29 protein-coding genes are annotated in these 24562 nt (G+C 69.0%); 14 read left to right on the forward strand and 15 right to left on the reverse strand.

The window, feature by feature from the left end; translation table 11 throughout:
- Positions 1 to 13: 13 nt before the first annotated feature.
- Genes ACN27E_RS11160 through ACN27E_RS11175 form a run of 4 tightly spaced genes read right to left on the reverse strand, consistent with a single transcriptional unit; the run spans position 14 to position 3701 of the window.
- The gene (locus ACN27E_RS11160; RefSeq protein ID WP_422749051.1) at positions 14 to 829 is read right to left on the reverse strand and encodes a biotin--[acetyl-CoA-carboxylase] ligase; all 816 of its coding nucleotides are present in this window, start codon (positions 827 to 829) and stop codon (positions 14 to 16) included.
- Positions 826 to 1995, reverse strand: coding sequence for an acyl-CoA dehydrogenase (locus ACN27E_RS11165; protein WP_422749053.1), 1170 nt, complete (start codon positions 1993 to 1995; stop codon positions 826 to 828). Before ACN27E_RS11165 ends, ACN27E_RS11160 begins: the two co-directional genes overlap by 4 nt.
- 39 nt (positions 1996 to 2034) lie before the next feature.
- Entirely contained in the window at positions 2035 to 2547 is a 513-nt protein-coding gene (gene purE / locus ACN27E_RS11170; RefSeq protein ID WP_422749055.1) for a 5-(carboxyamino)imidazole ribonucleotide mutase, read from the reverse strand.
- Entirely contained in the window at positions 2547 to 3701 is a 1155-nt protein-coding gene (locus tag ACN27E_RS11175; protein WP_422749810.1) for a 5-(carboxyamino)imidazole ribonucleotide synthase, read from the reverse strand. The genes purE and ACN27E_RS11175 overlap by 1 nt, the downstream gene beginning before the upstream one ends.
- 130 nt (positions 3702 to 3831) lie before the next feature.
- Here ACN27E_RS11175 and ACN27E_RS11180 point away from each other — a divergent pair, with 130 nt between their 5' ends.
- On the forward strand, positions 3832 to 4506 hold the full coding sequence (locus ACN27E_RS11180; protein WP_422749056.1) for a GtrA family protein: 675 nt from the start codon (positions 3832 to 3834) through the stop codon (positions 4504 to 4506).
- Here the strand turns inward: ACN27E_RS11180 and ACN27E_RS11185 are convergent.
- Positions 4461 to 4979: a PH domain-containing protein gene (locus ACN27E_RS11185; RefSeq protein ID WP_422749058.1), complete on the reverse strand. Its 519-nt coding sequence runs from the start codon at positions 4977 to 4979 to the stop codon at positions 4461 to 4463. The genes ACN27E_RS11180 and ACN27E_RS11185 overlap by 46 nt on opposite strands.
- Positions 4980 to 5091: 112 nt before the next feature.
- On the opposite strand from ACN27E_RS11185, the gene ACN27E_RS11190 reads away from it, so the two are divergent.
- The 6 genes from ACN27E_RS11190 to ACN27E_RS11215 all read left to right on the forward strand — a co-directional run bounded on the left by ACN27E_RS11190 (position 5092) and on the right by ACN27E_RS11215 (position 10919).
- On the forward strand, positions 5092 to 6720 hold the full coding sequence (locus ACN27E_RS11190) for an acyl-CoA carboxylase subunit beta (protein WP_422749060.1): 1629 nt from the start codon (positions 5092 to 5094) through the stop codon (positions 6718 to 6720).
- Between the two features lie 15 nt (positions 6721 to 6735).
- Positions 6736 to 7014 carry an acyl-CoA carboxylase epsilon subunit gene (locus ACN27E_RS11195; protein ID WP_422749062.1) on the forward strand — a complete coding sequence of 93 codons (279 nt, stop codon included), beginning with the start codon at positions 6736 to 6738 and terminating at the stop codon, positions 7012 to 7014.
- Positions 7011 to 7652 carry a Maf family protein gene (locus ACN27E_RS11200; RefSeq protein ID WP_422749064.1) on the forward strand — a complete coding sequence of 214 codons (642 nt, stop codon included), beginning with the start codon at positions 7011 to 7013 and terminating at the stop codon, positions 7650 to 7652. Before ACN27E_RS11195 ends, ACN27E_RS11200 begins: the two co-directional genes overlap by 4 nt.
- 30 nt (positions 7653 to 7682) lie before the next feature.
- Complete coding sequence (locus tag ACN27E_RS11205) at positions 7683 to 8579, forward strand: sulfurtransferase (RefSeq protein ID WP_422749066.1); 897 nt, start codon at positions 7683 to 7685, stop codon at positions 8577 to 8579.
- Positions 8576 to 8992, forward strand: coding sequence for a SufE family protein (locus ACN27E_RS11210; protein ID WP_422749068.1), 417 nt, complete (start codon positions 8576 to 8578; stop codon positions 8990 to 8992). Before ACN27E_RS11205 ends, ACN27E_RS11210 begins: the two co-directional genes overlap by 4 nt.
- 127 nt (positions 8993 to 9119) lie before the next feature.
- Positions 9120 to 10919, forward strand: a complete 1800-nt coding sequence (locus ACN27E_RS11215) for a biotin carboxylase N-terminal domain-containing protein (protein WP_422749069.1) — start codon at positions 9120 to 9122, stop codon at positions 10917 to 10919.
- 618 nt (positions 10920 to 11537) lie between these two features.
- On the opposite strand, the gene ACN27E_RS11220 is transcribed toward ACN27E_RS11215, so the two are convergent.
- From ACN27E_RS11220 to ACN27E_RS11245, 6 genes are all read right to left on the reverse strand, one after another.
- On the reverse strand, positions 11538 to 12581 hold the full coding sequence (locus tag ACN27E_RS11220) for an alcohol dehydrogenase catalytic domain-containing protein (protein ID WP_422749071.1): 1044 nt from the start codon (positions 12579 to 12581) through the stop codon (positions 11538 to 11540).
- Positions 12557 to 14134: a phosphonate ABC transporter, permease protein PhnE gene (phnE, locus tag ACN27E_RS11225; protein WP_422749811.1), complete on the reverse strand. Its 1578-nt coding sequence runs from the start codon at positions 14132 to 14134 to the stop codon at positions 12557 to 12559. Before phnE ends, ACN27E_RS11220 begins: the two co-directional genes overlap by 25 nt.
- A gap of 20 nt (positions 14135 to 14154) precedes the next feature.
- A complete protein-coding gene (gene phnC, locus ACN27E_RS11230; RefSeq protein WP_422749073.1) occupies positions 14155 to 14964 on the reverse strand; it encodes a phosphonate ABC transporter ATP-binding protein in 810 nt (269 codons plus the stop codon).
- Between the two features lie 3 nt (positions 14965 to 14967).
- Complete coding sequence (locus tag ACN27E_RS11235; RefSeq protein WP_422749074.1) at positions 14968 to 15942, reverse strand: phosphate/phosphite/phosphonate ABC transporter substrate-binding protein; 975 nt, start codon at positions 15940 to 15942, stop codon at positions 14968 to 14970.
- 31 nt (positions 15943 to 15973) lie between these two features.
- Complete coding sequence (locus ACN27E_RS11240) at positions 15974 to 16645, reverse strand: phosphonatase-like hydrolase (RefSeq protein ID WP_422749076.1); 672 nt, start codon at positions 16643 to 16645, stop codon at positions 15974 to 15976.
- A gap of 96 nt (positions 16646 to 16741) precedes the next feature.
- Positions 16742 to 17857: a TIGR03364 family FAD-dependent oxidoreductase gene (locus ACN27E_RS11245; protein WP_422749077.1), complete on the reverse strand. Its 1116-nt coding sequence runs from the start codon at positions 17855 to 17857 to the stop codon at positions 16742 to 16744.
- A gap of 109 nt (positions 17858 to 17966) precedes the next feature.
- Here ACN27E_RS11245 and ACN27E_RS11250 point away from each other — a divergent pair, with 109 nt between their 5' ends.
- Together ACN27E_RS11250 and ACN27E_RS11255 are read left to right on the forward strand one after the other, a co-directional pair.
- Positions 17967 to 18488: an HD domain-containing protein gene (locus ACN27E_RS11250; RefSeq protein ID WP_422749079.1), complete on the forward strand. Its 522-nt coding sequence runs from the start codon at positions 17967 to 17969 to the stop codon at positions 18486 to 18488.
- 5 nt (positions 18489 to 18493) lie between these two features.
- The gene (locus ACN27E_RS11255; protein WP_422749813.1) at positions 18494 to 19219 is read left to right on the forward strand and encodes a GntR family transcriptional regulator; all 726 of its coding nucleotides are present in this window, start codon (positions 18494 to 18496) and stop codon (positions 19217 to 19219) included.
- Positions 19220 to 19223: 4 nt separating this feature from the next.
- Here the strand turns inward: ACN27E_RS11255 and ACN27E_RS11260 are convergent, their stop codons facing one another.
- Positions 19224 to 20048: an alpha/beta fold hydrolase gene (locus ACN27E_RS11260; protein ID WP_422749081.1), complete on the reverse strand. Its 825-nt coding sequence runs from the start codon at positions 20046 to 20048 to the stop codon at positions 19224 to 19226.
- Between the two features lie 99 nt (positions 20049 to 20147).
- On the opposite strand from ACN27E_RS11260, the gene ACN27E_RS11265 reads away from it, so the two are divergent.
- Both ACN27E_RS11265 and ACN27E_RS11270 read left to right on the forward strand, forming a co-directional pair.
- Positions 20148 to 20483, forward strand: coding sequence for a hypothetical protein (locus ACN27E_RS11265; protein WP_422749083.1), 336 nt, complete (start codon positions 20148 to 20150; stop codon positions 20481 to 20483).
- A 98-nt stretch (positions 20484 to 20581) separates the two neighbouring features.
- Positions 20582 to 20920 (forward strand): hypothetical protein, encoded by a 339-nt coding sequence (locus ACN27E_RS11270; RefSeq protein ID WP_422749084.1) that lies wholly within the window; start codon positions 20582 to 20584, stop codon positions 20918 to 20920.
- Positions 20921 to 20923: 3 nt separating this feature from the next.
- Here ACN27E_RS11270 and ACN27E_RS11275 read toward each other — a convergent pair whose 3' ends face one another.
- Positions 20924 to 21466, reverse strand: a complete 543-nt coding sequence (locus ACN27E_RS11275; RefSeq protein WP_422749086.1) for a nucleotidyltransferase family protein — start codon at positions 21464 to 21466, stop codon at positions 20924 to 20926.
- A 33-nt stretch (positions 21467 to 21499) separates the two neighbouring features.
- Between ACN27E_RS11275 and uraD the strand changes: the two genes are divergently transcribed.
- The 3 genes from uraD to pucL are packed head-to-tail and all read left to right on the forward strand — an operon-like array spanning position 21500 to position 23253.
- Positions 21500 to 22027: a 2-oxo-4-hydroxy-4-carboxy-5-ureidoimidazoline decarboxylase gene (gene uraD / locus ACN27E_RS11280; protein WP_422749088.1), complete on the forward strand. Its 528-nt coding sequence runs from the start codon at positions 21500 to 21502 to the stop codon at positions 22025 to 22027.
- Positions 22024 to 22347 carry a hydroxyisourate hydrolase gene (gene uraH / locus ACN27E_RS11285; RefSeq protein ID WP_422749090.1) on the forward strand — a complete coding sequence of 108 codons (324 nt, stop codon included), beginning with the start codon at positions 22024 to 22026 and terminating at the stop codon, positions 22345 to 22347. Before uraD ends, uraH begins: the two co-directional genes overlap by 4 nt.
- Positions 22348 to 22353: 6 nt before the next feature.
- Complete coding sequence (gene pucL / locus ACN27E_RS11290) at positions 22354 to 23253, forward strand: factor-independent urate hydroxylase (RefSeq protein ID WP_422749092.1); 900 nt, start codon at positions 22354 to 22356, stop codon at positions 23251 to 23253.
- Between the two features lie 14 nt (positions 23254 to 23267).
- Here pucL and ACN27E_RS11295 read toward each other — a convergent pair whose 3' ends face one another.
- Entirely contained in the window at positions 23268 to 24059 is a 792-nt protein-coding gene (locus ACN27E_RS11295) for an RNA polymerase sigma factor SigF (protein ID WP_422749093.1), read from the reverse strand.
- The gene (locus ACN27E_RS11300) at positions 24056 to 24490 is read right to left on the reverse strand and encodes an ATP-binding protein (protein ID WP_422749095.1); all 435 of its coding nucleotides are present in this window, start codon (positions 24488 to 24490) and stop codon (positions 24056 to 24058) included. Before ACN27E_RS11300 ends, ACN27E_RS11295 begins: the two co-directional genes overlap by 4 nt.
- Positions 24491 to 24562: the final 72 nt, after the last annotated feature.

Genomic DNA, 24562 nt, shown 5'->3' on the forward strand with positions numbered 1-24562 from the left:
GGCAGGGACCGAGTCAGTCCTCGACGGGACGCAGATGGGTGACGTCGCCGGCGGCCAGCGGCAGACAGCGATCGCCGACGTCGACGACCAGCCGACCACACTCGTCGAGATCGATTGCCCGGCCGATCATGTCGTCTCCGCCAGGGAGGTCGACACGGACTCGCTGCCCCAGGGTGGCGCTGCACCGCCGGTAGTCAGCGACCAGGGTCGCGTCCGCCCCGTGGCCGGCCTGCCATCCGCCGATCCTGGTGGCCAAGGCCTGCAGCAGACTCGACAGCAGCACGGTGCGATCGAGCACCGGGGAGTCCAGCAGGAGCAGCGACGTCGCGGTCGGGACGGGCAGTTCGTCTTCGGTGAGGGTGACGTTGAGTCCGACGCCGACGATCACCGTCGCCGTCGACGGCGCCACCTCGGCCAGAAGTCCGGCCAGCTTTCGGCCGTCGACGAGAACATCGTTGGGCCACTTGAGTTTTGCGTCGATACCGGTGAGGTCGTGCAATACGTCGACCACGGCGACGCCGCAGAGCAGCGGTAGCCAGCCCCATCCTTCGACCGGAACCGCAGAGGCGTCGACCCCCACCGACACCGACAGCTGCGCGCGTGCCGGCGCCGACCAGGTCCGGCCGTGGCGGCCGCGACCCCGGGTCTGCAGATCGGCGACCAGGACCGCCCCGTCGACGGACTGTCCGCGACGGGCACGATCGATCAGATCTGCATTGGTGGAACCGGTTTCGTCGACCACGTCGATCCGACGCCACGGCCCGGGGCCATCGGTGCGGCGGCGCAGTGCGTCGCCGTCGAGTTCCCCGCGCAGAGCTGCGGTGCTCATCCGCGCAGCAGGGCGCGTGACATCACCATGCGCTGGATCTGGTTGGTGCCCTCGTAGATCTGGGTGATCTTGGCGTCGCGCATCATCCGCTCGACCGGGAAGTCGACGGTGTAGCCGGCTCCTCCGAACAACTGCACCGCGTCGGTGGTGACCTCCATCGCCACGTCGGAGGCAAAGCACTTCGACGCCGCGGAGATGAAGCCCAGATCGCCCTCGCCACGCTCGGCGCGGGCGGCGGCCGAGTACACCATCAACCGCGCCGCCTCGACCTTCATCGCCATGTCGGCGAGCATGAACTGCACACCCTGGAAGTCGCTGATGGACTTGCCGAACTGCTTGCGCTCCTTGGTGTATGCCAGCGCGGCGTCGACCGCGCCCTGGGCGATACCGACGGCCTGCGCACCGATCGTCGGGCGGGTGTGATCGAGAGTGGCCAGCGCGGTCTTGAACCCTGTACCGGGGTCGCCGATCATCCGGTCTCCCGGGATCCGGCAGTTCTCGAAATAGAGTTCGGTGGTCGGCGAGCCCTTGATGCCGAGTTTGCGCTCCTTGGGCCCGATACTGAAACCCTCGTCGTCGAGGTGAACCATGAACGCCGAGATCCCGTTGGCGCCCTTGTCGGGATCGGTCACGGCCATCACGGTGTACCAGGTGGACTTGCCACCGTTGGTGATCCACGCCTTGGTGCCGTTGAGGATCCAGTCGTCGCCGTCGGCCTTGGCGCGGGTGCGCATCGAGGCCGCGTCGCTGCCCGCCTCGCGCTCGGACAGCGCATAGGAGGCCAGCTTGCCGTCCACCAGGTCGGGCAGCACCTTCTTCTTGAGGTCGTCGGATCCGCGCAGGATCAGGCCCATGGTGCCGAGCTTGTTGACCGCCGGGATCAATGACGCCGACGCGTCGACCCGGGCGACCTCTTCGATCACGATGCAGGCAGCCACCGAATCGGCGCCCTGTCCACCGAACTCCTCAGGGACGTGCACGGCGTTGAAACCGGAGGCGTTCAGCGCCTGCAAGGCCTCCTCGGGGAAACGCGACTGCTCGTCGACGTCCGCGGCGTGCGGGGCGATCTCCTTCTCGGCGAGCGCCCGGATCGCGGAGCGCAGCTCCTGGTGTTCCTCCGGCAGTGTGAAGATGTCGAACGACGGATTGCCTGCCCAGCCGGCCATGATGCCCTCCTAGCTACTCGTCGGTAACTTTACCCGTCCTCAGCCGTCGCCCAGTAACCGGTCCCGCAGCGCGGCGTCCTTGTCCAGGACCATCTGCTCGAGGTCGGCCTGGTACCGGCTCATCCTGTCCCGCAACGCCGGATCAGCCGCGCCGAGGATGCGGACAGCCAGCAGACCGGCGTTACGCGCGCCGCCGATCGACACCGTGGCCACCGGCACCCCGGCCGGCATCTGGACGATCGACAACAGCGAGTCCAGGCCGTCGAGGCGCGCCAGTGGGACCGGCACCCCGATCACCGGCAGCGGCGTCGCCGAGGCCACCATGCCGGGCAGGTGCGCCGCGCCGCCGGCGCCGGCGATGACCACCTCGATACCGCGGTCGGCGGCGGTACGCGCGTAGTCGAGCATGCGCCCGGGCGTGCGGTGGGCCGAGACGACCCCGACCTCGAACGGCACCTCGAACTCGGCGAGCGCCTCGGCGGCGTCGCTCATCACCGACCAGTCGCTGTCGCTGCCCATGATGACGCCGACCCGCGGTGTGCTCGTGCTCATCAGTGCCCTTCCCATCCGTCGGTCCACTGCGCGTGGGACAACCAGTGTGCCGCCCGCTCGGCCCGCTCCCGCACCACCGCCGGGTCGTCGCCGGTGATGTTGACGTGACCGATCTTGCGGCCGGGCCGTTCGGACTTGCCGTAGAGGTGCACCTTGGCGTCCGGAATCCGCCCGAACAGGTGGTGCACCCGCTCGTCCATCGACATCTGCGGGGTGTGCGCAGCACCCAGCACATTGGCCATCACGGTGACCGGCGCCAGCAGCGCGGTGTCTCCGAGCGGATAGTCCAGGACCGCACGCAGATGCTGCTCGAACTGACCGGTCACCGACCCGTCCATGCTCCAGTGCCCGGAGTTGTGCGGCCGCATCGCCAGTTCGTTGACCATCAGGGCACCGTCGGCGGTCTCGAAGAGCTCCACCGCGAGCAGGCCCACCACGCCCAGTTCGTCGGCCAGGCGCAGCGCGAGTTCCTGTGCGGCGGCGCCGAGCCCGTCGGCCAAGTCCTGCGCCGGGGCCACCACCACCACGCAGATGCCGTCGCGTTGAACCGTCTCCACCACCGGCCACGCCGCGCCCTGACCGAACGGCGACCGGGCCACCAGCGCGGCGAGCTCACGCCGCATGGCCACCCGCTCCTCGGCCATCACGGCGACGCCCTGGTCCAGATAGCGGGTGACCACCTCGCGCGCCTCGTCGCGGTCCGCGGCCATCACCACACCGCGGCCGTCGTATCCGCCGCGCACCGTCTTGACCACCACCGGCCCGCCGACGAGATCGGAGAACGCCACCACGTCGTCGGCCGAGTCGATCTCGGTGTACCGCGGCACCGGCGCCCCCATGGCCTGCAGCCGCCTGCGCATCGTCAGCTTGTCCTGCGCGTGCAGCAGCGCCTCCGGCGGCGGGGCGACGTTGACACCCTCGGCCACCAGCGTCTCGAGCAGCTCGCCCGGCACATGTTCGTGATCGAAGGTCAGGACCGACGCGCCAGAAGCTGCGCGCCGCAGCGCATCGATGTCGGTGTGCGATCCGATCACGACGTCGGGGCTGACCCGGGCGGCGGGTTCGTCGGCGCCGGTGGCCAGCACCCGCAGCGTCTGGCCGAGGGCGATCGCCGCCTGGTGGGTCATCCGGGCGAGCTGGCCGCCGCCGACCATGGCGACGACGGGAGGCGTTGGTGGGGTTCTCGACACGCCGCCTATGGTGTCATGCCGGCGGCAACCCGCTGACCTGCGCCGACGCCGCGATGGGGCATCGGCCCCCGCCGCTTGCGTAGACTGCCTCTCTGTGTCCTTTGCCGATGCGACGATCAAGAGGCTGCCGCGGCCGATCCGGCCGTACGCCGAGCAGCACCACGAATTGATCAAATTCGCCATCGTCGGGGCGACGACGTTCATCATCGATTCCGCGATTTTCTTCACGCTGAAGTTGACGATTCTCGAGCCCAAGCCGGTGACGGCGAAGATCATCGCCGGGATCGTCGCGGTGATCGCGTCCTACATCCTCAATCGCGAGTGGAGCTTCCGCGATCGCGGCGGCCGGGAACGCCACCACGAAGCGTTGTTGTTCTTCGTCTTCAGCGGTGTAGGTGTGCTGCTGAGCATGGCCCCGCTGTGGTTCTCCAGCTATGTCCTCGGCCTGCGCGTGCCCGAGGTGTCGCTGACGGTGGAGAACATCGCCGACTTCATCTCGGCCTATGTCTTCGGCAACCTGCTGCAGATGGCGTTCCGATTCTGGGCGTTCCGGCGCTGGGTCTTCCCCGACGAGTTCGCCCGCAATCCCGACAAGGCGCTCGAGTCCACCCTCACCAGCGGCGGTTTCGCCGAGGCGATGGAGGACCACGTCGAACTGCACACCGATGAGCACCGGACGGGCACGGTCACCCCGCTGCACCGACCAGGCCGCGGCGACGGCGCTCAGCTCGGCGATTCCTCCGCACCCAGGGTGTCGAAGACTTCGTGATACAGCAGTGAGTGCACGCGTTCCACCTGCGGAATGTCGTGGAACTCCAGCGGATCCTGGGCTGCGGACTCGATGATCAGCGTTCCGGTGCGCAGCACCCGGTCCAGCAGGCCGTGCCGGAACTCGACGCTGTTGATGCGGGCCAGCGGAATGTCGATGCCCGAGCGGGTCACCAGACCGTGCCGGTACATCACCCGCCGGTCGGTGAGCACGAAGTGGGTGGTCCACCAGTTCAGGAACGGCCACACGCACAGCCAACCGACCAGCACCAGCCAGATCACTGAGACGACGAGGAACACGACGTTGCGGGCGCCGGTGTCCCAGTCGAGGGTGTTGACGTAACCGGCCACGAACGCGGCGGCCGCACTGGCCAGCAGCAGCACGAGGATCGGACCGGTCAGTCGCCCCCAGTGCGGATGCTTGTGCAGCACCACCTGCTCGCCTCTGGCCAGCACGTTCTCTGGATATCCCACGGAGGCACTGTACTGAGCAGAGATGTCGGCGGTGGTGATCTCGGTCGGTACGCGCCGGATGTCCCAGGGCTGTTCGCCTGTCCCCGAGTGGCAGTCGATAGCATCGACAGCCATGACGAGCGTCACGGAGCCATCAGAAGCCCACGAGGTGGACATCCACACCACCGCCGGGAAGCTGGCCGACCTGAAGAAGCGGACCGAGGAGGCCAAGCACCCGGTCGGTGAGGCGGCCGTCGAAAAGGTGCACGCCAAGGGCAAACTGACCGCGCGCGAACGCATCCTGGCCCTGCTGGACGAGGATTCGTTCGTCGAACTCGATGCCCTGGCCCGGCACCGCAGCACCAATTTCGGGCTGCAGGCCAACCGGCCGCCCGGTGACGGTGTCGTCACCGGCTACGGCACCGTCGACGGCCGCGAGGTGTGCGTCTTCAGCCAGGACGCCACCGTCTTCGGCGGCAGCCTCGGCGAGGTCTACGGCGAGAAGATCGTCAAGGTGCAGGAGCTGGCCATCAAGACCGGCCGGCCGCTGATCGGGATCAACGACGGCGCCGGTGCGCGCATCCAGGAGGGCGTCGTCTCGCTCGGCCTCTACAGCCGGATCTTCCACAACAACATCAAGGCCTCCGGCGTGATCCCGCAGATCTCGCTGATCATGGGCGCGGCCGCCGGTGGACACGTGTACTCCCCCGCGCTGACCGACTTCGTCATCATGGTCGACCAGACCAGCCAGATGTTCATCACCGGCCCGGATGTCATCAAGACGGTCACCGGTGAAGAGGTGACGATGGAGGAGCTCGGCGGCGGTCACACCCATATGGCCAAATCGGGTCTGGCGCACTATGTGGCCTCCGGTGAGCAGGACGCATTCGACTACGTGCGCGATCTGCTGAGCTATCTGCCGCCCAACAACTACGCCGATCCGCCGCGCTACCCGTCGCCGTCACCCGCCGGCCCGATCGAGGAGACCCTCACCGAGGAGGACCTCGAGCTGGACACGCTGATCCCGGATTCGCCGAATCAGCCGTACGACATGCACGAGGTCATCACCCGGATCCTCGACGACGACGAGTTCCTCGAGATCCAGCAGGGCTACGCCACGAACATCATCGTGGGCTTCGGCCGGATCGACGGCCGCCCGGTCGGCATCGTCGCCAACCAGCCGACCCAGTTCGCCGGTTGCCTGGACATCAACGCCTCGGAGAAGGCGGCGCGCTTCGTGCGCACCTGCGATTGCTTCAACATCCCGATCGTCATGCTCGTCGACGTGCCGGGCTTCCTGCCGGGCACCGAGCAGGAGTACAACGGCATCATCCGGCGCGGCGCCAAACTGCTGTACGCGTACGGCGAGGCCACCGTCGCCAAGATCACGGTCATCACCCGCAAGGCCTACGGCGGCGCGTACTGCGTGATGGGCTCCAAGGACATGGGCTGCGACGTCAACGTGGCGTGGCCGTCGGCCCAGATCGCGGTCATGGGCGCCTCCGGCGCCGTCGGCTTCGTCTACCGCCAGCAGCTCAAGGAAGCCGCGAAGGACGGCCAGGATGTCGACGCCCTTCGTCTGCAACTGCAGCAGGAGTATGAGGACACGCTGGTCAACCCGTATATCGCGGCCGAGCGTGGCTATGTCGACGCGGTGATCCCGCCGTCGCACACCCGCGGTTACATCGGCACCGCGCTGCGGCTGCTGGAGCGCAAGATCACCCAGACTCCGCCGAAGAAGCACGGCAACATCCCCCTCTGAGCCTCGAGGAGACTCATGTCGCAGGACACCGACATCACCGAGGTCAGTGACCATCGTCAGCTGACCATCGACCTGCCGGCGCCGCCCGATCCGCACATCCATGTCGTCAAGGGCTCCCCGAGCGACGAGGAGGTCGCCGCGCTGGCGGCCGTGCTGGCCGGCGCCGGCGGCGGTCACGGCGAACCCGGACCGCAGGAGTTCAATCCCTGGGGGCATCCGGTCGACAAGCTGCGCTACGACGTCTCGAGCTGGCAGCGGGTGACGCTGCTGGAGCGCACCCATATGAGGAGATGACGCGACTGGTTCTGGGCTCGGCGTCGTCGGGCCGGCTCCGGGTGCTGCGCCAGGCGGGCGTCGACCCGCTCGTCATCGTCTCGGGCGTCGACGAGGACGCGATCATCGCCGCGCTCGGTGCCGCTGCGGCGCCGGACGAGGTGGTGACCGCGCTGGCAGCAGCCAAGGCCGCCGACGTGGTCGACCGTCTGCCTGCCGATGTCGGGGCTGACTGCGTGGTCGTCGGCTGTGATTCCATGCTCTGGTTCGACGGCCGGCTGAGCGGCAAGCCGGGCACCCCGGCCGCCGTGCGGGCGCAATGGCAGCTGATGGCGGGCCGCACCGGCGAGCTCTACACCGGCCACGCGGTCGTCCGGGTCCGCGACGGGATCGCCGTGGGACGCGAGATCGAGGCGGCCGGCACCCGGGTGCGCTTCGGCGAGCCGTCGGCCGACGATCTGACCGACTATGTGGACAGCGGCGAGCCACTCGGTGTGGCGGGTGCGTTCACCCTCGACGGTCTCGGCGGCTGGTTCATCGACGGTATCGACGGTGACCCGTCCAACGTCATCGGCCTGAGCCTGCCGCTGGTCCGCCGGATGCTGGCACGGCTCGGCGTGGCGGTGCCGCGCCTGTGGTCATCGCCGGCTCCCACCTGAGCGTGTGGTGCGGGCGGTAGGCTCGGCACTGTGCCGCTGCCACCAGATCCCAACCCGAAACTGCAGGACTACGCCCACCCGGAACGGCTGGTGACCTCCGACTGGCTGGCCAGCAACCTGGGCCGCCCGGGCCTGGCCATCGTCGAATCCGACGAGGACGTCCTGCTCTACGACACCGGCCACATTCCCGGTGCGGTGAAGATTGACTGGCACGTCGACCTCAACGACCCCAATGTGCGCGACTACATCGACGGTGAGCAGTTCGCCGAGCTGATGAACCGTAAGGGCATCGCCCGCGACGACACCGTGGTGATCTACGGCGACAAGAGCAACTGGTGGGCCGCGTACGCGCTATGGGTGTTCACCCTGTTCGGCCACCCCGACGTGCGCTTGCTCGACGGCGGGCGTGATCTGTGGATCTCCGACGGCCGCGACACCACGCTGGACGTGCCGACCAGACAGTCCTCCGGATATCCGGTGGTCGAGCGCGACGACGCGCCGATCCGCGCCTACCGCGAGGACGTTCTGGAGATCCTCGGCAACCAGCCGCTGATCGACGTCCGGTCGCCGGCGGAATACACCGGTGAGCGGACCCACATGCCCGACTACCCCGAGGAGGGGGCGTTACGCGGTGGCCACATCCCGACCGCCCGCTCCATCCCGTGGGGTACGGCCGCCCGCGACAACGGCCAGTTCCGTACCCGCGCCGAACTCGAGGAGCTCTACGGCTTCCTGTCCCCCGACGATCACACCGTCGTCTACTGCCGTATCGGCGAGCGGTCCAGTCACACCTGGTTCGTCCTGACCCATCTGCTCGGTCTGCCCGGCGTGCGCAACTACGACGGCTCCTGGACGGAATGGGGTAACGCGGTCCGCGTACCGGTCGCCGTCGGCCCGGATCCGGGGGAAGCCCCCGCCACCCGATGAGCATGCCGGGCGCCCTGGCCGAGGTGGTCTCGGAGTTCCAGGAGGTCGAGGGACAGGACAAGCTGCGGCTGCTCCTGGAATTCGCCGACGAATTGCCCCAGCTGCCCGCCGACCTCGAGGAGGCGGCGATGGAACCGGTGCCGGAATGCCAGTCACCGCTGTTCCTGCGTGTCGACGACAGCGACCGGGATCGTGTGCGGCTGTACTTCAGCGCACCCGCGGAGGCCCCGACCACCCGTGGGTTCGCCGCCATCCTGGCGACCGGTCTGGACGAGCAGTCGGCGACCGACATCTTGGCCGTGCCCGACGACTTCTACACCGAACTCGGGCTCGCCGCGCTCATCAGCCCGCTGCGTCTGCGCGGCATGTCAGCGATGCTGACGCGGATCAAGCGGCACCTCGAGCAGGGGTAAACGAACCTACTCGTCAGTAACCGACACCGGCTGGCCGGGCCCTGATACGCGCCGCCTAAACTCCCCGATAAGTTTCTCAAGACGTTCTTAAGAGAATGCCCGAGACGGCATATCAGCAGGAGGCGAAGTGGCCAGTCACGCCAGCTCGAAGATCTCGAAGGTGCTTGTCGCCAACCGCGGGGAGATCGCGGTGAGAGTCATCCGAGCGGCCAGGGACGCCGGGCTGCAGAGCGTGGCGGTGTACGCCGAGCCCGACGCCGATGCACCGCATGTCCGGCTCGCCGACGAGGCGTTCGCCCTCGGCGGTCAGACCTCGGCCGAGTCCTACCTGGTGTTTGAGAAACTGCTCGACGCCGCCGCCAAGTCCGGCGCCAACGCGGTGCACCCCGGCTACGGCTTCCTTTCCGAGAACGCCGACTTCGCCCAGGCCGTCCTCGACGCGGGTCTGATCTGGATCGGCCCCAGCCCCCAGTCGATCCGCGATCTCGGCGACAAGGTGACCGCACGCCATATCGCCGCCCGCGCCCAGGCACCGCTGGTCCCCGGCACCCCGGACCCGGTCAAGGACGCCGACGAGGTCGTCGCGTTCGCCACGGAGTACGGCGTCCCGGTCGCGATCAAGGCCGCCTTCGGCGGTGGTGGCCGCGGTATGAAGGTCGCCCGCAGCATCGAAGAGATCCCGGAGCTGTTCGATTCGGCCACCCGTGAGGCCGTCGCCGCCTTCGGCCGTGGCGAGTGCTTCGTCGAGCGTTACCTGGACAAGCCCCGCCACGTCGAGGCCCAGGTGATCGCCGATCAGCACGGCAACGTCGTCGTCGCAGGCACCCGTGACTGCTCGCTGCAGCGCCGCTTCCAGAAGCTGGTCGAAGAAGCCCCGGCACCCTTTCTCACCGACGCGCAGCGCAAGGAGATCCACGAGTCGGCCAAGCGCATCTGCAAGGAGGCCGGCTACTACGGCGCGGGCACCGTCGAGTACCTGGTGGGCCAGGACGGCCTGATCTCGTTCCTCGAGGTGAACACCCGCCTGCAGGTGGAGCATCCGGTCACCGAGGAGACCTCGGGGCTCGACCTGGTGCGCCAGCAGTTCAAGATCGCCAACGGCGAACCGCTGGACATCACCGAAGATCCGACGCCGCGCGGCCACTCCATCGAGTTCCGCATCAACGGTGAGGACGCCGGTCGCGGCTTCCTGCCGGCGCCCGGTCCGGTGACCAAGTTCGAGGCGCCGCAGGGCCCCGGCATCCGTCTGGATTCGGGCGTGGAGACCGGTTCGGTGATCGGCGGGCAGTTCGACTCGATGCTGGCCAAGCTCATCGTCACCGGCGCCACGCGCGAAGAGGCGCTGGAGCGCTCACGCCGTGCCCTCGACGAGTTCACCGTCGAGGGGCTGGCCACCGTCATCCCGTTCCATCGCGCCGTGGTGTCCGACCCCGCCTTCATCGGCGACGACAACGGCTTCACCGTGCACACCCGGTGGATCGAAACCGAGTGGGACAACACCGTCGAACCCTTCACCGGTGGCGATCCCATCGACGAAGAGGACACCATCCCGCGGCAGACGGTCGTGGTCGAGGTCGGCGGCCGCCGACTGGAGGTGTCGCTACCGGGCGATCTGATGCTCGGTGGCGGCGGTGGTGCCGCCCCGGCCGGAGTGGTGCGCAAGAAGCCGAAGCCGCGCAAACGGGGCGCTCAGGGTGGCGCGGCGGCCTCCGGTGACGCGGTGACCGCTCCGATGCAGGGCACCGTCGTCAAGGTCGCGGTCGAGGAAGGCCAGCAGGTGGCCGCCGGCGATCTGGTCGTCGTCCTCGAGGCCATGAAGATGGAGAACCCGGTGACCGCCCACAAGGCCGGCACCGTCACCGGTCTGGCGGTCGAGGCCGGCGCGGCCATCACCCAGGGCACCGTGCTGGCCGAGATCAAGGACTGACCTCCGCTCGGTTTCCTCTCCGATCCGGCGCGGCCCGGCGACCAGGTGTCGCGGGCTGCGCCGGACCGCTTTTGCTGCGCTTCTCAGGTTGATCCGGCGCGGATGCGCGCGGCCCGCAGCGAAGACGACGGACGCGAATTCGCCCGATATCGACCAGACACCTGTCAACTGTTGCCATGGTCGACAGCCGGTCACCACCGCCGGTCGAGCGGGTGCCGCGGCCGACGGCCGTCGCGGCTGTCCGGCCGCCCCATACCGCAGCTCGCAGCAGCTCCAGGCGCGCCGACGCGATACGGCCGTCGACCGCCGCGCCGCATCGGCGGCCTATCAAGATCTTTGCCAGAACTGGCGCGTCGGACCCCCGTCGGCGACCCAGCGAACACCCGAGAGCCGCCTGTCATTTCGTCTTTGCGCACGTTGACGGACAAGAAGATTCCTCTGCGTCCATCAGTTGTTCCTCAGCTTCTTCTCATGTACAGTTTGCTGCACAGTTCGAAAAGGCTGCAGGCGGGTAAGGGACAATCGCCTCGCCTTGGGGGGGAGCGGCCCCGCTCCGCCGGCGCAGCCGGAGGGGCGGGGCCACCTCATTTCTCCGTTGTTTCTCCGCTATCGGCGGGCTCAGTGCGTTCGGGACCCGCTCGACGCCAAACGGGGCGCGATCGCCGCGCGCAGCGTCGCCCCGGGAACCGCCCGCAACACCGCATCCAGCTCGTCGAGCGGCACGGGATCGGCCACGAGGTCCGGCCAGGGGTGAACGGCGCGGGTTCGGTTGAGGAAGGCCACCCCCTGCCGCAGGTGACGCGGCTCGTAGTTGTGCACACCGGTGATGGTCAGCCACCGTCGCACCACGGTCTCGGGATCCACCGGCACCGTCGGACCGGGCGACACCGACCCTGCCAGCACCAGCACCCCGCCGATGTCGAGACGTCCCAGCGCGGCCCCCACCGCGGCGGTCGCCCCGGTGAAGTCGACGGCCACATCGATCGGTCCGCCCGGATCGGCCACCGCGCCGAACCGCTCGGCGGTCTGCACCCGCAACGGGTCGATGTCGGTGATCCAGACCTGCGCACCGGCCTCGGAGAACGCCGCGGCCGCGGTCACGCCCAACATCCCCGCCCCGGACAGCAGTACGCGGCGGCCCGCTACCGCGCCCGCCGCCTCCAGGGAGGCCATGACCGTCGCCGTCGCACACGCCGCCGGGGCCGCCACGGCATCGATCAGGCCGTCCGGGACCCGCTCCACCGTCACGCCGACCGGGAGCACGATGTGCTCGGCGTAGCCGCCCGACAACGGCCACTCCCCTTCGAAGGGCTCGTGCCCGACCTTGCGCACCACGTTGCACTTGGCGGTGCGGCCGTCCTGGCATCGCCGGCAGTGCCCGCAGGCCGAGGTCACCGACCACACCACCCGGTCCCCCACGGCGAGCCTTCGGTGCGCCCCGGGCCAGACGACTTCGCCGACCGCTTCATGGCCGAGCACCGACGGACACGGCGCCGCGCGGTGGCCGGCGGCCGTGTGACGGTCGCTGGCGCAGACCGTGGCCAGCCGCACCCGCACCAGTGCATCCGGGCCGCCCGGTTGCGGCAGGTCCACCGTCCGCACGTCGACGCCGTCCCCGGTCCACACCGCCGCCCGAGTCACACCAGACGTGACCGGATCCACCCGGACAGCCTCTCGATGGCGTACACGATGGCGAAGATGATCAGCACGATCGCGCCGGCGACCTGGAAATCCAACGTGCGGATCGATTCGAACAGCAGGTAGCCGATGCCGCCGGCTCCGACGATGCCGAGCACCGTCGATGTGCGCACGTTGACGTCGAACAGGTACAGACTCGACCCCACCATGGCGGGGATCGCCTGCGGGAGCACCGCCGAGAACAACGTCGCCCACCACCCGCCGCCCACCGACCGCACCGCCTCCATCGGTCCGGGGTCGATCTCCTCGACCGCATCGGCGACGAGTTTGGCCAGGAAGCCCACCGATCCGATCGCCAGCGCACACGTGCCCGCGATCGGACCGAGACCGAGCGCGGCCACGAACACCACGGCCAGGATCAGCTCGGGCACCGCTCGTACCAGCAGGATCCAGCCGCGCGCCAGCCAGTAACAGGTCGCATTCGGCGAGACGTTGCGGGCCGCCAGAACGCCCACCGGGACCGACAGCACCACGCCGATCGCGGTCGACACCACGCCGATCGCGACGGTCTGCAGGGCCGCATCGAACAGCTCATGGCCGAGGGCACCGAAGTCGGGCGGGACCATCCGGGTGAACACCTCGAGCGACGGACCGACCCAGGTGAACAACGTGAACGGGTCGATGCGCAGCACCACGAACGCCGCGAGGACGGATCCCACGAGCAGACCCGAGAACAGGAACCGCGCGGTCCGGTCGCGACGCGGATCGGACACCGAGGGGGTGAGCAACACGCGGCGGATACCGATCGCCGTCAACTCCATGGCCGCGATGACGGCCAGGATCACCAGGACGATGCCCAATGCCCGCGGGTAGATGAGGCCACGCAGCGCGTCCTGCAGCGCGAAACCGATGCCGCCCGCGCCGACGAAGCCGAGCACCACCGACATCCGCAGGTTGATGTCGACCCGGTAGACGAAGATCCCGATCCATGCCGGGACGATCTGCGGCACCACGGCGTTGAGCATCTCGCGCAGGTATCCGACGCCCGTGCTCCGAACGGCTTCGCGCGGCCCGGGGTCGGTCTGCTCGATCGCATCGGCGAAGAGCTTGCCCAGCATGCCGATGGAGTGCAGGGCCAGCGCCAGGATCCCGGGCAGCACGCCGATGCCCAGCGCGCGCACGAACAGCACCGCGAACAGCAGATCGGGCATGGCCCGGCAGAACGTGATGACGGCCCGTGCCAGCGCGTACACCGCGGGATGGGGTGTGGTGTTGCGGGCCGCCAGGAACGCCAGTGGCACCGAGGCGATCGCGGCCAGCACGGTCCCGAGCACCGCCATCAGCAGCGTTTCGAACGCCAGCATCGAGATGCGGCCCGGATCGTCCAGACGCGGCGGCAGCATCCGGGACACCAGCCGGGCCACCTCGTCGGCACCGTCGAGCAGCGCGGCGGGCGCGAAGTCGATGTACCAGGCCGCGATCAGCACCACCACCAGCGCGACGACCGAAACCAGGTGCAGCAGACCCGGGCGGGGCGGGCCCGGCCGCCCGCGACCGGCCGCCGGCCGGTCGGGCAGCTGCGTGCGTGACGACGCGTTCACCGTCGGCGGTTCGGGCCGGCCGGGCCGGTCAGGGTGGGATCGACGCGCTGATAGATGCTCAGCACGTCGTCGCGGTTGATGCCGACCGCGGGGCGGTCGAGGACCTTGCGCCCGTTGCGCAGACCGATGAGCCGGTGGGCCCAACCGAGGGCGAGGTCGACCTGGTGCAGCGTGCACACCACGGTCAGTTTCTCCTCGATGCACACCCGGAACAGCAGATCCATCACGACGCCGGCGTTCTCGGGGTCCAACGAGGCGACGGGTTCGTCGGCGAGCAACAACGCCGGGCGCTGCATCAGCGTGCGCGCGATCGCCACCCGCTGCTGCTGCCCACCGGAGAGCGTGTCGGCCCGCCGCAGCGCGAAGTCACCGAGGCCGACGCGCTCGAGGTGGCCGAAAGCTTCCTCTCGCATGGCTTTCGGGTAGGTCAGTGCGCCGTAACGCGGCACCGTGAGCCGGCCGAGTCCACCGATCAGCACGTTCTCCAAACAGCTGAGCCGGCCGACGAGGTTGAACTGCTGGAACACGAAGCCGACGCGGCGGCGCAGCGTCCGCAGCTGCCCCGCCGTCGCACTGTCCACCCGGACGCCACCGACGTTGATCTGGCCGGTGCTCACCGGGTGCAGGCCGTTGAGGCAGCGCAGCAACGTCGACTTTCCGGAGCCCGAAAGTCCCAGCAGGACCAGCAATTCGCTGCGGTGAACGTCGAGGGACACGTCATCGAGCGCCAGCGTGTCGCCGAACCTCTTGGTGACGTTGCGGCAGGCGACCACGACATCGTCACCGGCCACCGTGTGGTCGGGCATCGATCAGCTCTTGCACTTCTCGGAACCGGTGACATCGCACACCCGGCGCACGCCGTCGTAGGCGGAGTCGTCGACCGGTACCACGCCCCAGGCCCGCTCATCGGTGATCAGACACGCGTCGCCCTGGCAGAAGCCGTCGGCCTCCATCACCTTGGCGTTGGCCTTCTCGGTGAAGATGGTCTCGAGCTTGCCGATGGCATCGGCACCCAGTGAATCGTTGGCGGCGAAGACCGAGCCGGCGATCATCTCGGATTTCCACACCGTCTTCAGATCGCCCGGCGCCAGATCGCCCTTCTGGATCATCGTCTCGTCGACCATGCTGTCGTAGGCGAAACCGGCGTCACAGTCACCGTTCTTGATCGACAGCGCCGAGGCGTCGTGTGCGCCGGCGTAGATCGGCGTCATGGCCGCCGAGATGTCGGCCTCGGAGCCCGACTTGATCACCCCGGCCTCGATCAGTCCGGCCGACGGGTAGAGGAACCCCGATGTCGAGCCCGGATCGACGAAACAGACCTTCTTGCCGGCGAAGTCGGGCAGGCCGTTGATCGCGGCGTTGTCGGACCGGGCCAGACCGTAGGACTGGTATCCGGGCTGGGCACCCTCCTCCTCGATCACCGCGCCCAGCGGGGTGATCTTCGCTCCGTTCAGGCCGGCGACCACGTAGGCGAACGGCCCGAAGAAGGCCAGGTCGACGTTGTCGGCGATCATGCCTTCGACGACGCCGGCGTAGTCGGAGGCCTGGACGAACTCGACGGTCGAGCCGGTCTCCTTCTCCAGCAACTTGATCAGCGGGTCGTAGCTGGCACGCATGTCGGCCGAGTTCTCGGCCGGCACCGCGGCCAGCGTGATGGTACGCGGGAAACCGTTGTCGTTGGTTTCCTCGGACCCGGATCCGGAGCTGGAGCAGCCGGCGAGTACGAGCGCCCCACTCGCGGCGACGACGGCCAGGCGCGCGGTGGCAGTGGTACGGAAGGTCATGGCAGACAGTCCTTTTCAGAGTTGGCGATGGTCATTCGGCGAGCACGATGTCGGGGAGCTCGGCGATCGAGCCGAGTACGTGTGTGGCGTCGGCGGACTCGAGCGCGGTCCGGTCGTGGGCGCCGGTGAGGACGCCGGCGGCCACCGCGGCCCCGGCGCGCACACCGGAGAGGATGTCGCTGACGGTGTCGCCGACGACGGCGACCTTGCGGACGTCGTCGACACCGGACCGCATGAGCGCACTGAGAACGAGGTCCGGATAGGGTCGGCCCCGCACACCGTTGCCGGGCGCCAGCACGAGATCGGCGACGTCCGACCAGCCGAGTGCCTCGATGATGCGTCGCTGGGTCGACGGGCTGAAGCCGGTAGTGAGCGCGACCTTGACACCGCCGCGGCGCAACGCCGAGATGGCTTCTGCCGCACCGTCTATCGGTTTCACTGTGCCGTCGACGAACTGGGCATAGGCCTGCTCGAATGCGCGATTGGCCTCAGCGGCGCGGTCCTCGGTGCCGAACAGTGCCCGGAACACATCGATCTTCGACTGCCCCATGGTGTCGAGCACGTATCGCCGGGCGGCGTCCCGGTCAGCGCCGTCCTCGGCCAACCCGACCGCGGTCGCCGCCTCGTCGAACGCCCGGATGACCAGCCCGTCGTCCTTGACGGTGGTGCCCGCCATGTCCAGAACGGCCAGTTCGATGTGCATGCGCCTACCTTCCGAGGTGGTCCAGACCAAAGGGTTCCGGCGGACGGAACTCCGGGTGAACAGCTGCGGTACAGATTGGTCTGTACCAATCGATGGTCATAGTCCGGCGAGGTCGGCGGTGCGCTCGGCGATCGCCGGCGCGAGGGTCATTCCGCGGCCGCCCGGTCCGGTCACCACGACCAGTCCCTCGGCGGGCGTGGTGCGGCATACCAGTTCACCCGGGTCGACGCACTGGCTGTACACGCCGGCCCATCGCCGCACGACGGGCGGCAGAGTGCGGCCGAGGAGTTCCTCCACCACGCCGCTCAGATACGAGTACGGGCCCTCGGAGACGTCGAAGGCGAACGGTTCGGCGTATTCGTGGGTGTCGCCGATGGTGAGGCCGCCGTGTGACCGCTGCACGCACAGCAATTGCATGTGGTGCGCGCCCGCGGTCGGATCCTGCGGCTGTCGCTTGTGGAGGTCGTTCAGCGCCGGCCCGGCGAAGCCCGGGTAGTACCGCATGCTGTCACCGTCGGCGATCGCGGTGGTCAACGCCTCGCCCAGGGGGGCGGTCTGCATCATCTGCAGTCGGACCCGGCGCACCGGCAGCGCACCGGCGATCTCACGGACCAGGCCGCCGTGCGCGGCACCGGCGCAGACGACGACGAGGTCGCCGTCGTGACGGCCGCCCTGGTCGTCGCGGACGGTGCACCCCGCCACGGCGCGCGCCTCGACGCCCGCGCGGAACGTGTAGCGCCCGCTGGCCGCCAGGTACTCGCGGATCGCCGGGAGTGCTTGCCGGGACTCCACCACGGCGTCGGTCGAACAGTGCAGGGCCGCAACGAACTTCCCGCGTAAGGCCGGATTGATGCGCCGGGCCGCCTCGGCGTCGAGGAGGGTGAAACCCCGTGCGGCGGCGTCGGTGCGGCCGGCGGCCTCTTCGGCCACGGCCACCTCATCCGAGGTGCGCAACAGCGTGAGCGATCCGGCTGCCCGGAACTGGACGCCCGTGACGAGCGCGCCGAGCCGCTCCCACAGCTCGCGCGCGCGCAGTGCCGTGGCCAGTTCACCGGCGCTCCGGCCGGACACCCACACCAGCCCGAAGTTGCGCACCGTGGCGCCGCGGGCCTCGGTCTCACGTTCCAGCTGCAGGACCTCATGTCCGCGGCGCACCGCTTCGAGGGCATGGGTGGTTCCCAGGATTCCGCCTCCGATGACGATGACGCGCATGGGCGGCGACCCTGCCGCCGTCGGGCGACGGTGCGCCGTCGGGTGGGTGGTCGCACGGGGAACGGAAGGTGAACGATTGGTATAGACCAATTCTTGCTAGGCTGCGGGCATGTCGATTCGACAGGAGACAGCTCAGCTGCTCGCCTCACTGCGCGGCGTCTGGGACGAGGAGGCGGTCGACGAACTCGACCATGCATTGCAGTCGGCCGCGCGGGCCATCGCCGACGGCGCGGACGACGAACTGGTCCTCGCCGCGGCGCTGCACGACGTGGGCCACAGCCCGTTGCTGGCGGGGACTTCGGCGGCGCACGACCGCGTCGCCCGGGATTGGCTGACCCCGCGCTTCGGCGAGCGGGTCGGCTGGCTGGCGGGGGCCCATGTCGCGGCGAAGAGATTTCTGGCGGCCACCGACCCGGGTTACGCGGCCGGACTGTCGCCGGTGTCGGTGGCGTCGCTGCGGGCCCAAGGTGGCGCCGCCGCGGACCCCGTCTTCGCGGCCGATCCGTGGTGGCCGGACGCCTTGCGACTGCGCCGTTACGACGACGCGGCCAAGGATCCGTCGGCCCAAGGTGCCGATCTCGAGGCGGTCGTTGCGCTCGCCGCCCGGGTGGCCGCGCGGCGGACCCGGTGACCGGCGTGGTCGGCGCCCCGCCGCCGCACCGCAAGGCGCACCGCAAGGCGCACCTGATCCGCACCGAACTCGATCTGTTGCTCGCCGAACTGCAGATCGGTGACGCCGTGCCCGCCGAGCGAGAACTGGCGGCCCGCTTCGGCGTTGCGCGCGAGACCGTGCGCCAGGCGCTGCACGAACTGCTGGTCGAGGGCCGCATCGAACGTCGCGGTCGCGGCACCGTGGTGTCGCGACCGAAGCTGGTCCAACCGCTGTCACTGCGTTCCTACACCGAGGGCGCCGAGCGGATGGGCCGGACCCCGGGCCGCGTGCTGGTCTCGTGGGAGGACATCGACGCCGACGCCGACCTGGCCGCCGCGCTCGGCGTCGCACCGGGTTCGACGGTGATGCACCTGGAACGGATACTGCTGGCCGACGGTGAGCGCATCGGCCTGGAGAGCACCTACCTGCCCGGGCAGCGGTTCGGATGGCTGCGCGACACCTTCGACCCGGCCACGTCGCTCTACGCGGCGATCCGCGGATCCGGTGTCCGGTTCCACGCGGCCCTGGAGCGGGTGGAGACGGCGCTGCCGTCACCGCGCGAGGCGGCGCTGCTGGGCACCACCACCGCCATGCCGGTCCTGATGCTCAACCGGCGCACGGTGGACGCCGCGGACGACCCCATCGAGGTCGTCCGGGCGCTCTACCGCGGTGACCGGGTGGCGTTCGAGGCGCTGCTCACCGACCGCTGAGACGTCAGGATCGGAAGAACGCCAGCAGTTCCGGGTTGATCACGTCGGCATGGGTCGTCGGCAGTCCGTGCGGGAGATCCTGGTAACTCTTGAGCGTTCCGTTGACCAGGAGATCGGCGGTCTTGGGACCCGAAGCCACATAGGGCACGATCTGATCGTCCTCGCTGTGGATCACCAGCACCGGAAGGGTGATCTTCCCGAGGTCTTCGGTGAAGTCGGTCTGGGAGAACGCGACGATCCCGTCGTAATGCGCCTTGGCGCCGCCCATCATGCCCTGCCGCCACCAATTCGCGATGATCGCCTCCGATGGTTCGGCCCCCGGGCGGTTGAAGCCGTAGAAGGGCCCCGACGGAAGTGCGCGGTAGAACTCCGAACGGTTCGCGGCCAACTGGGCCTGGAGGTCGTCGAAGACGTCTTTGGGCAACCCCTCGGGGTTGGCGTCGGTCTTGACCATCAGCGGCGGCACGGCGCACAGCAGCGCGGCTTTGGCGGCCCGCTGTTGGCCGTGCCGGGCGAGGTAGCGCACCACCTCGCCGCCGCCGGTCGAGTGGCCGACATGGATCGCGTCGCGCAGGTCGAGGTGTTCGACGACGGCGGCGAGGTCGTCGGCGTAGTGGTCCATGTCGTGACCGTCCGCGACCTGCGTCGAGCGACCGTGACCGCGGCGGTCGTGGGCGACGACGCGGTAACCCTGATCCAGGAAGTACAGCAACTGGGCGTCCCAGTCGTCGGCGGACAACGGCCAGCCGTGACTGAACACGATCGGCTGTCCGGAACCCCAGTCCTTGTAGAAGATCTCGACACCGTCGCTGGTCTGGATCGTGGGCATGGCTCTCCTGTCGTCGAGGTGATGATCAATGGTGCATCGCCGTCGCGTCGGACGCCGTGCGTACGGGCCAACGCCAGGTGCGCTCGGTACCATCCCGGCATGCAACCGGTCGAGATCAACGCCGGCGCCTGGTACCTGCGGGCGCTGCGGGCCGATGAGTTGATCGACGACCGGCCGGCGCTGGCCGACCTCGGCGAAACCGATGACGACTATGTGACGCGGTGCAGCGCCCAGTGGCTGTCCGACGTCCGCTATTCATGGGCGGTGTGCGAGCCCACCACCGGTGAACTCCTGGCCGAGATCACCCTCGATACCGGCACCGCCCGGCTGGCCACCCGAGCGCGTCCGGGCCACGACGATGCGGCTAGCATCGCCGCCGATGCCGTCCGCCGATTCGCCGGCGGCGCGCTCGGAATGACGCTGCCGGCCCACTGACCCCGTTTCGGTGACGATTCGGTGCCTATGCCCGACTTCTGGGCACGGGCGTAGTAAGTTCGGCGGGCCGGGGACCGACTCGAGGGGAATGAGTATTGATGCGTAAGCGGCTAGGTGCGACGATCGGAGCCATGCTGATGGCGCCGGCCATGGCGGTGAGTATGGCCGGCGCGGCCGCGGCCCAGGATGCCCAGACCTGGGAGATGCCCGATTTCATCGGCATGACTCTGCAGGGCGCCGTGGACACGGTGGCCTCGACGACCGACAGCGCGCCGATCACGCTCAGCGTGTGGAACACCACGGGTCCCCGCCAGGAGATCGCGAATCCCACCAACTGGTACGTCTGCTACCAGCGCCCCGTGGCCGGGTCCGACCTGACGCTCAAGAGCAGGGTCTCCCTCGGACTGCGGCGTCCCAACACCGACTGCTGGGGCTGACGATCAGGTCCCGATCTGGTCGACATCCGCTCCGGAGGCCAGATCGCCGCATTCGACGCGGGTGACGTCGGAGCGCCCCCGCAGGAACGGCCGCGCCCCCTCGTCGCCGGTGAGCGTTTCGAGCAGGGCCGGCCAATGCCGCTTGGCCACCGCGACGGGGTGACCCGGCCTGCCGCCGTACACCGCCCGCGAGATGCCGCCGCGGTTGGCCGCCAGCACCCGGCGCACCGCCGCGGCGCCGATATCGGGGGTGTCGACGGTGTGCAGCACCGCGACGTCGGCATCACCGGCGGACAGGAGTCCGGCGCGCACCGACGCGCTCAGTCCGTCGGCCCAGTTGCCGGCCACCACCGCACGTGCGGGTTCGGGCACCTCGACGATCGCGGCACCCAACACCACGATGACGTCGCCGCAGCCCCCGCGGTCCAGCGCGCGGACCGCGATGCGCAGCCACTCCCCCTCGGCGGCAAGTACTTTCGGCATCCCGAAGCGGGTGCCTGCTCCGGCCGCGAGCAGCACGCCGGCCGCCGTCACGCGAATCGACATGCGAACAGTGTGAACCTGCCGGATCCTGGAGCGGTGACGTCCCCGGACCGGACGCCGGATATCGTCGGCTTCAATGCCCGCCTGAGCGGGTGCAGCGACGCCGATCGCGCCGCACTGCTGTCGGCGGTGTGCGCTTCGCCCCGCTGGGTGCGCGACATGCTGGCGGGTGCACCGTTCGACGATGCCGAGGCGTTGCTGACCCGGGCCGACCAGGTGCTCGACGCCCTGCCCGACGACGAACTGCTCGTGGCGCTCGACGGCCACCCACGGATCGGCGCCCGCCCCGACAATCCATCCTCGGCCCGCGAACAGTCCGCGGTCGCCGATGCGGACACCGAGCTGAGAGGGCGACTGGCCGCGGCGAACCGCCGGTACGAAGCGCGCTTCGGCCACGTGTATCTCGTGGCCGCGAACGGCCGCTCGGCCGAGGAACTCCTCACCGTGCTCCATGAGCGGCTGGGCAACGACGCGGCGACCGAACGCCGGGTGCTGCGCACGGAGTTGGGCAAGATCAACCGGCTTCGGCTGTGGCGGCTGCTGAGTGAACCGGAGATCTCATGACACACCTGAGCACCCATGTCCTCGACGCGGTCACCGGGCGGCCCGCCGCGCACGTCCCCGTCGTACTGACCGACGCGGCGGGGACGATCCTGGCCGAGGGCCGCACCGACGACGACGGCCGAATCGGTGACCTGTTCACCGGCGCGGCCACCGGCGTGCACCGGCTGCGCTTCGACACCGCGGCGTATTTCGCGTCTCACGGTGTCGCCGCGTTCTATCCCGAGGTGGTCGTCGCCTTCGACATCACCGATTCCGGCGGCCGGTATCACGTGCCGCTGCTGCTGTCGCCGTACGCCTACTCGACCTACCGCGGGAGTTGATGCGCCGTGTCCGAGATCATCCTCGGCCCCAACCAGTACGGCAAGGCCGAGAACCGGATCGTCCGGATCTACCGCGACACCCCCCGCCACGAGATCCGCGACGTCACCGTGTCCACCTGTCTGCGAGGCGATTTCGGGAACGCCCACCTGCGCGGCGACCAGTCCGCTGTGTTGCCGACCGACACCCAGAAGCAGACGGCCTACGCCTACGCCAAAGATCCCGGGTTGGCCGGCATCGAAGAATACGGACTGGCGCTGGCCCGCCACTTCGTCCGCGACATCGAACCTGTCGAGTTCGCGCGGGTCGAGATCGACGAACACAGCTGGCAACGCGTCGTCGTCGAGGGCAGCGAACACGATCACACCTGGGTCCGCAGCGGCCAGGAGGTCCGCACCGCCACCGTCACCGTCGACTCGACCGGCGAATGGGTGGTCGGCGGTCTCAAGGACCTGACCATCCTGAAGTCCACCGGCTCGGAGTTCGCCGGCTTCCTCACCGATCCCTATACGGTGCTCGAACCGACCCACGACCGGGTGATGGCCACGTCGCTGACGGCCCGGTGGCGATTCCGGTCGGTCGAGGGCATCGACTGGGACGGCGTCTATGCCGGCGTCAAGACGCAGTTGCTCACCCAGTTCGCCGAGGTCCACTCGCTGGCGTTGCAGCAGACGCTCTTCGAGATGGGCGCAGCGGTGCTCGCGCACCATCCCGACATCGTCGAGGTACGGCTGTCGGCACCCAACAAACACCACTTCCGCTACGACCTGGAGCCGTTCGGCCTGGAGAATCGCAACGAGGTGTTCCACGCCGACGACCGGCCGTACGGCCTGATCCAGGCGACCGTCACCCTCGACGACGCACCGGGGGCCGGGCCGGCGTGGGACACTCAGCTCGGTTGGCCCTGACCGGGTCGGGACCGCTACTGCAGCTGGTCGCGGAGTTTGGCCAGTGATTTGGCCAGCAGCCGGGACACATGCATCTGGGAGATGCCCACCCGTTCGGCGATCTGCGTCTGGGTGAGGTTCTCGAAGAAGCGCAGCAGCAGTACGGTGCGTTCCCGCTCCGGCAGTGAGGCGAGCAGCGGGCGCAGCGCCTCGCGGTTCTCGATCTGGTCGAGTCCGGTGTCCACGTCGCCGAGCGTGTCGGCGATCGCGGGGGCGTCCTCGTTTCCGCTGTTGCCGCCGCTGTCGATGGACAGGGTGTTGTACGAACTCCCGGCGACCAGTCCCTCGACGACCTCGTCGCGGTCCATCCCCAGTTCTTCGGCCAGCTCGGAGGCCGTCGGCGCCCGGCCCAGCCGCTGCGACAGTTCGGCCGTCGCCGAACCGAGCCGCAGATGCAGCTCCTTCAAGCGGCGCGGCACCTTCACCGACCAGCTGTTGTCCCGGAAATGCCGACGGACCTCACCCATGATGGTCGGCACCGCGAACGACACGAAATCCGAACCGGCGTCGACGTTGAAGCGGATCACCGCGTTCACCAGGCCCACCCGAGCGACCTGCACGAGGTCGTCGCGGGGTTCACCGCGGCCGTCGAAGCGCCGGGCGATGTGATCGGCCAGCGGAAGACAGCGTTCGACGATGCGGTCACGCTGACGCTGGAATTTGGGAGTGTCCGCCTCCAGGCCCTGCAGTACCCGGAACATCTCGGCCACGTCCGAGTATTCAGAGTTCTGTCGTGGCGACGAACCCTGGGAGGACGACGGTGTCACCGCAGCGAACTCGCTCGTCTCGTCGTCATGGAGATACCGAAGACCGGGCCGTCGCCGGGGCCGGTGCCGTTGGAGAAGGTGCGGACCTCGTCGGTGAGCGAGCTCAGCACGTGCCAGCTGAAGCTGCCCGGTGCGAGGATGTCGGAGGTCTGGCACGTCGTCGAGGCGTCGACGACGACTTCGGACTCGCGCGGGTGGACGACGACCATCAGCGTGGAGTCCGGCACCGCCGAACGGATCAGCCGGGTGCAGGCCTCGTCGACCGCCAGCCGCAGATCCGAGACAGCATCGAAGTCCAGATCCTCGAACGTTCCGACCGCAGCGACCAGGGTGCGCAGCACTGCGAGGTTCTCCAGCTTCGCTGCGACCCTGAGCTCCACGGACCGGTCGGCACCTACCTGACCGTCGTGTGAGTTACCGACCTCGGCCATCTGACCTCCCGACATATCGAAGCGAGACTACCCCAGCCCGGAACACGACCGGCCATCGGTACACGGGGAAGC

Source organism: Mycobacterium sp. WMMD1722 (assembly GCF_049315205.1).
In the GTDB taxonomy this organism is placed as follows: domain Bacteria; phylum Actinomycetota; class Actinomycetes; order Mycobacteriales; family Mycobacteriaceae; genus Mycobacterium.

Coding starts and splice junctions, on each gene's coding strand:
- ACN27E_RS11160 (WP_422749051.1), bottom strand. CDS start 829: ATGAGCACCGCAGCTCTGCGCGGGGAACTCGACGGCGACGCACTGCGC.
- ACN27E_RS11165 (WP_422749053.1), bottom strand. CDS start 1,995: ATGGCCGGCTGGGCAGGCAATCCGTCGTTCGACATCTTCACACTGCCG.
- purE (WP_422749055.1), bottom strand. CDS start 2,547: ATGAGCACGAGCACACCGCGGGTCGGCGTCATCATGGGCAGCGACAGC.
- ACN27E_RS11175 (WP_422749810.1), bottom strand. CDS start 3,701: ATGGTCGGCGGCGGCCAGCTCGCCCGGATGACCCACCAGGCGGCGATC.
- ACN27E_RS11190 (WP_422749060.1), top strand. CDS start 5,092: ATGACGAGCGTCACGGAGCCATCAGAAGCCCACGAGGTGGACATCCAC.
- ACN27E_RS11195 (WP_422749062.1), top strand. CDS start 6,736: ATGTCGCAGGACACCGACATCACCGAGGTCAGTGACCATCGTCAGCTG.
- ACN27E_RS11200 (WP_422749064.1), top strand. CDS start 7,011: ATGACGCGACTGGTTCTGGGCTCGGCGTCGTCGGGCCGGCTCCGGGTG.
- ACN27E_RS11210 (WP_422749068.1), top strand. CDS start 8,576: ATGAGCATGCCGGGCGCCCTGGCCGAGGTGGTCTCGGAGTTCCAGGAG.
- phnC (WP_422749073.1), bottom strand. CDS start 14,964: ATGCCCGACCACACGGTGGCCGGTGACGATGTCGTGGTCGCCTGCCGC.
- ACN27E_RS11235 (WP_422749074.1), bottom strand. CDS start 15,942: ATGACCTTCCGTACCACTGCCACCGCGCGCCTGGCCGTCGTCGCCGCG.
- ACN27E_RS11240 (WP_422749076.1), bottom strand. CDS start 16,645: ATGCACATCGAACTGGCCGTTCTGGACATGGCGGGCACCACCGTCAAG.
- ACN27E_RS11245 (WP_422749077.1), bottom strand. CDS start 17,857: ATGCGCGTCATCGTCATCGGAGGCGGAATCCTGGGAACCACCCATGCC.
- ACN27E_RS11250 (WP_422749079.1), top strand. CDS start 17,967: ATGTCGATTCGACAGGAGACAGCTCAGCTGCTCGCCTCACTGCGCGGC.
- ACN27E_RS11260 (WP_422749081.1), bottom strand. CDS start 20,048: ATGCCCACGATCCAGACCAGCGACGGTGTCGAGATCTTCTACAAGGAC.
- ACN27E_RS11265 (WP_422749083.1), top strand. CDS start 20,148: ATGCAACCGGTCGAGATCAACGCCGGCGCCTGGTACCTGCGGGCGCTG.
- ACN27E_RS11270 (WP_422749084.1), top strand. CDS start 20,582: ATGCGTAAGCGGCTAGGTGCGACGATCGGAGCCATGCTGATGGCGCCG.
- ACN27E_RS11275 (WP_422749086.1), bottom strand. CDS start 21,466: ATGTCGATTCGCGTGACGGCGGCCGGCGTGCTGCTCGCGGCCGGAGCA.
- uraH (WP_422749090.1), top strand. CDS start 22,024: ATGACACACCTGAGCACCCATGTCCTCGACGCGGTCACCGGGCGGCCC.
- ACN27E_RS11300 (WP_422749095.1), bottom strand. CDS start 24,490: ATGGCCGAGGTCGGTAACTCACACGACGGTCAGGTAGGTGCCGACCGG.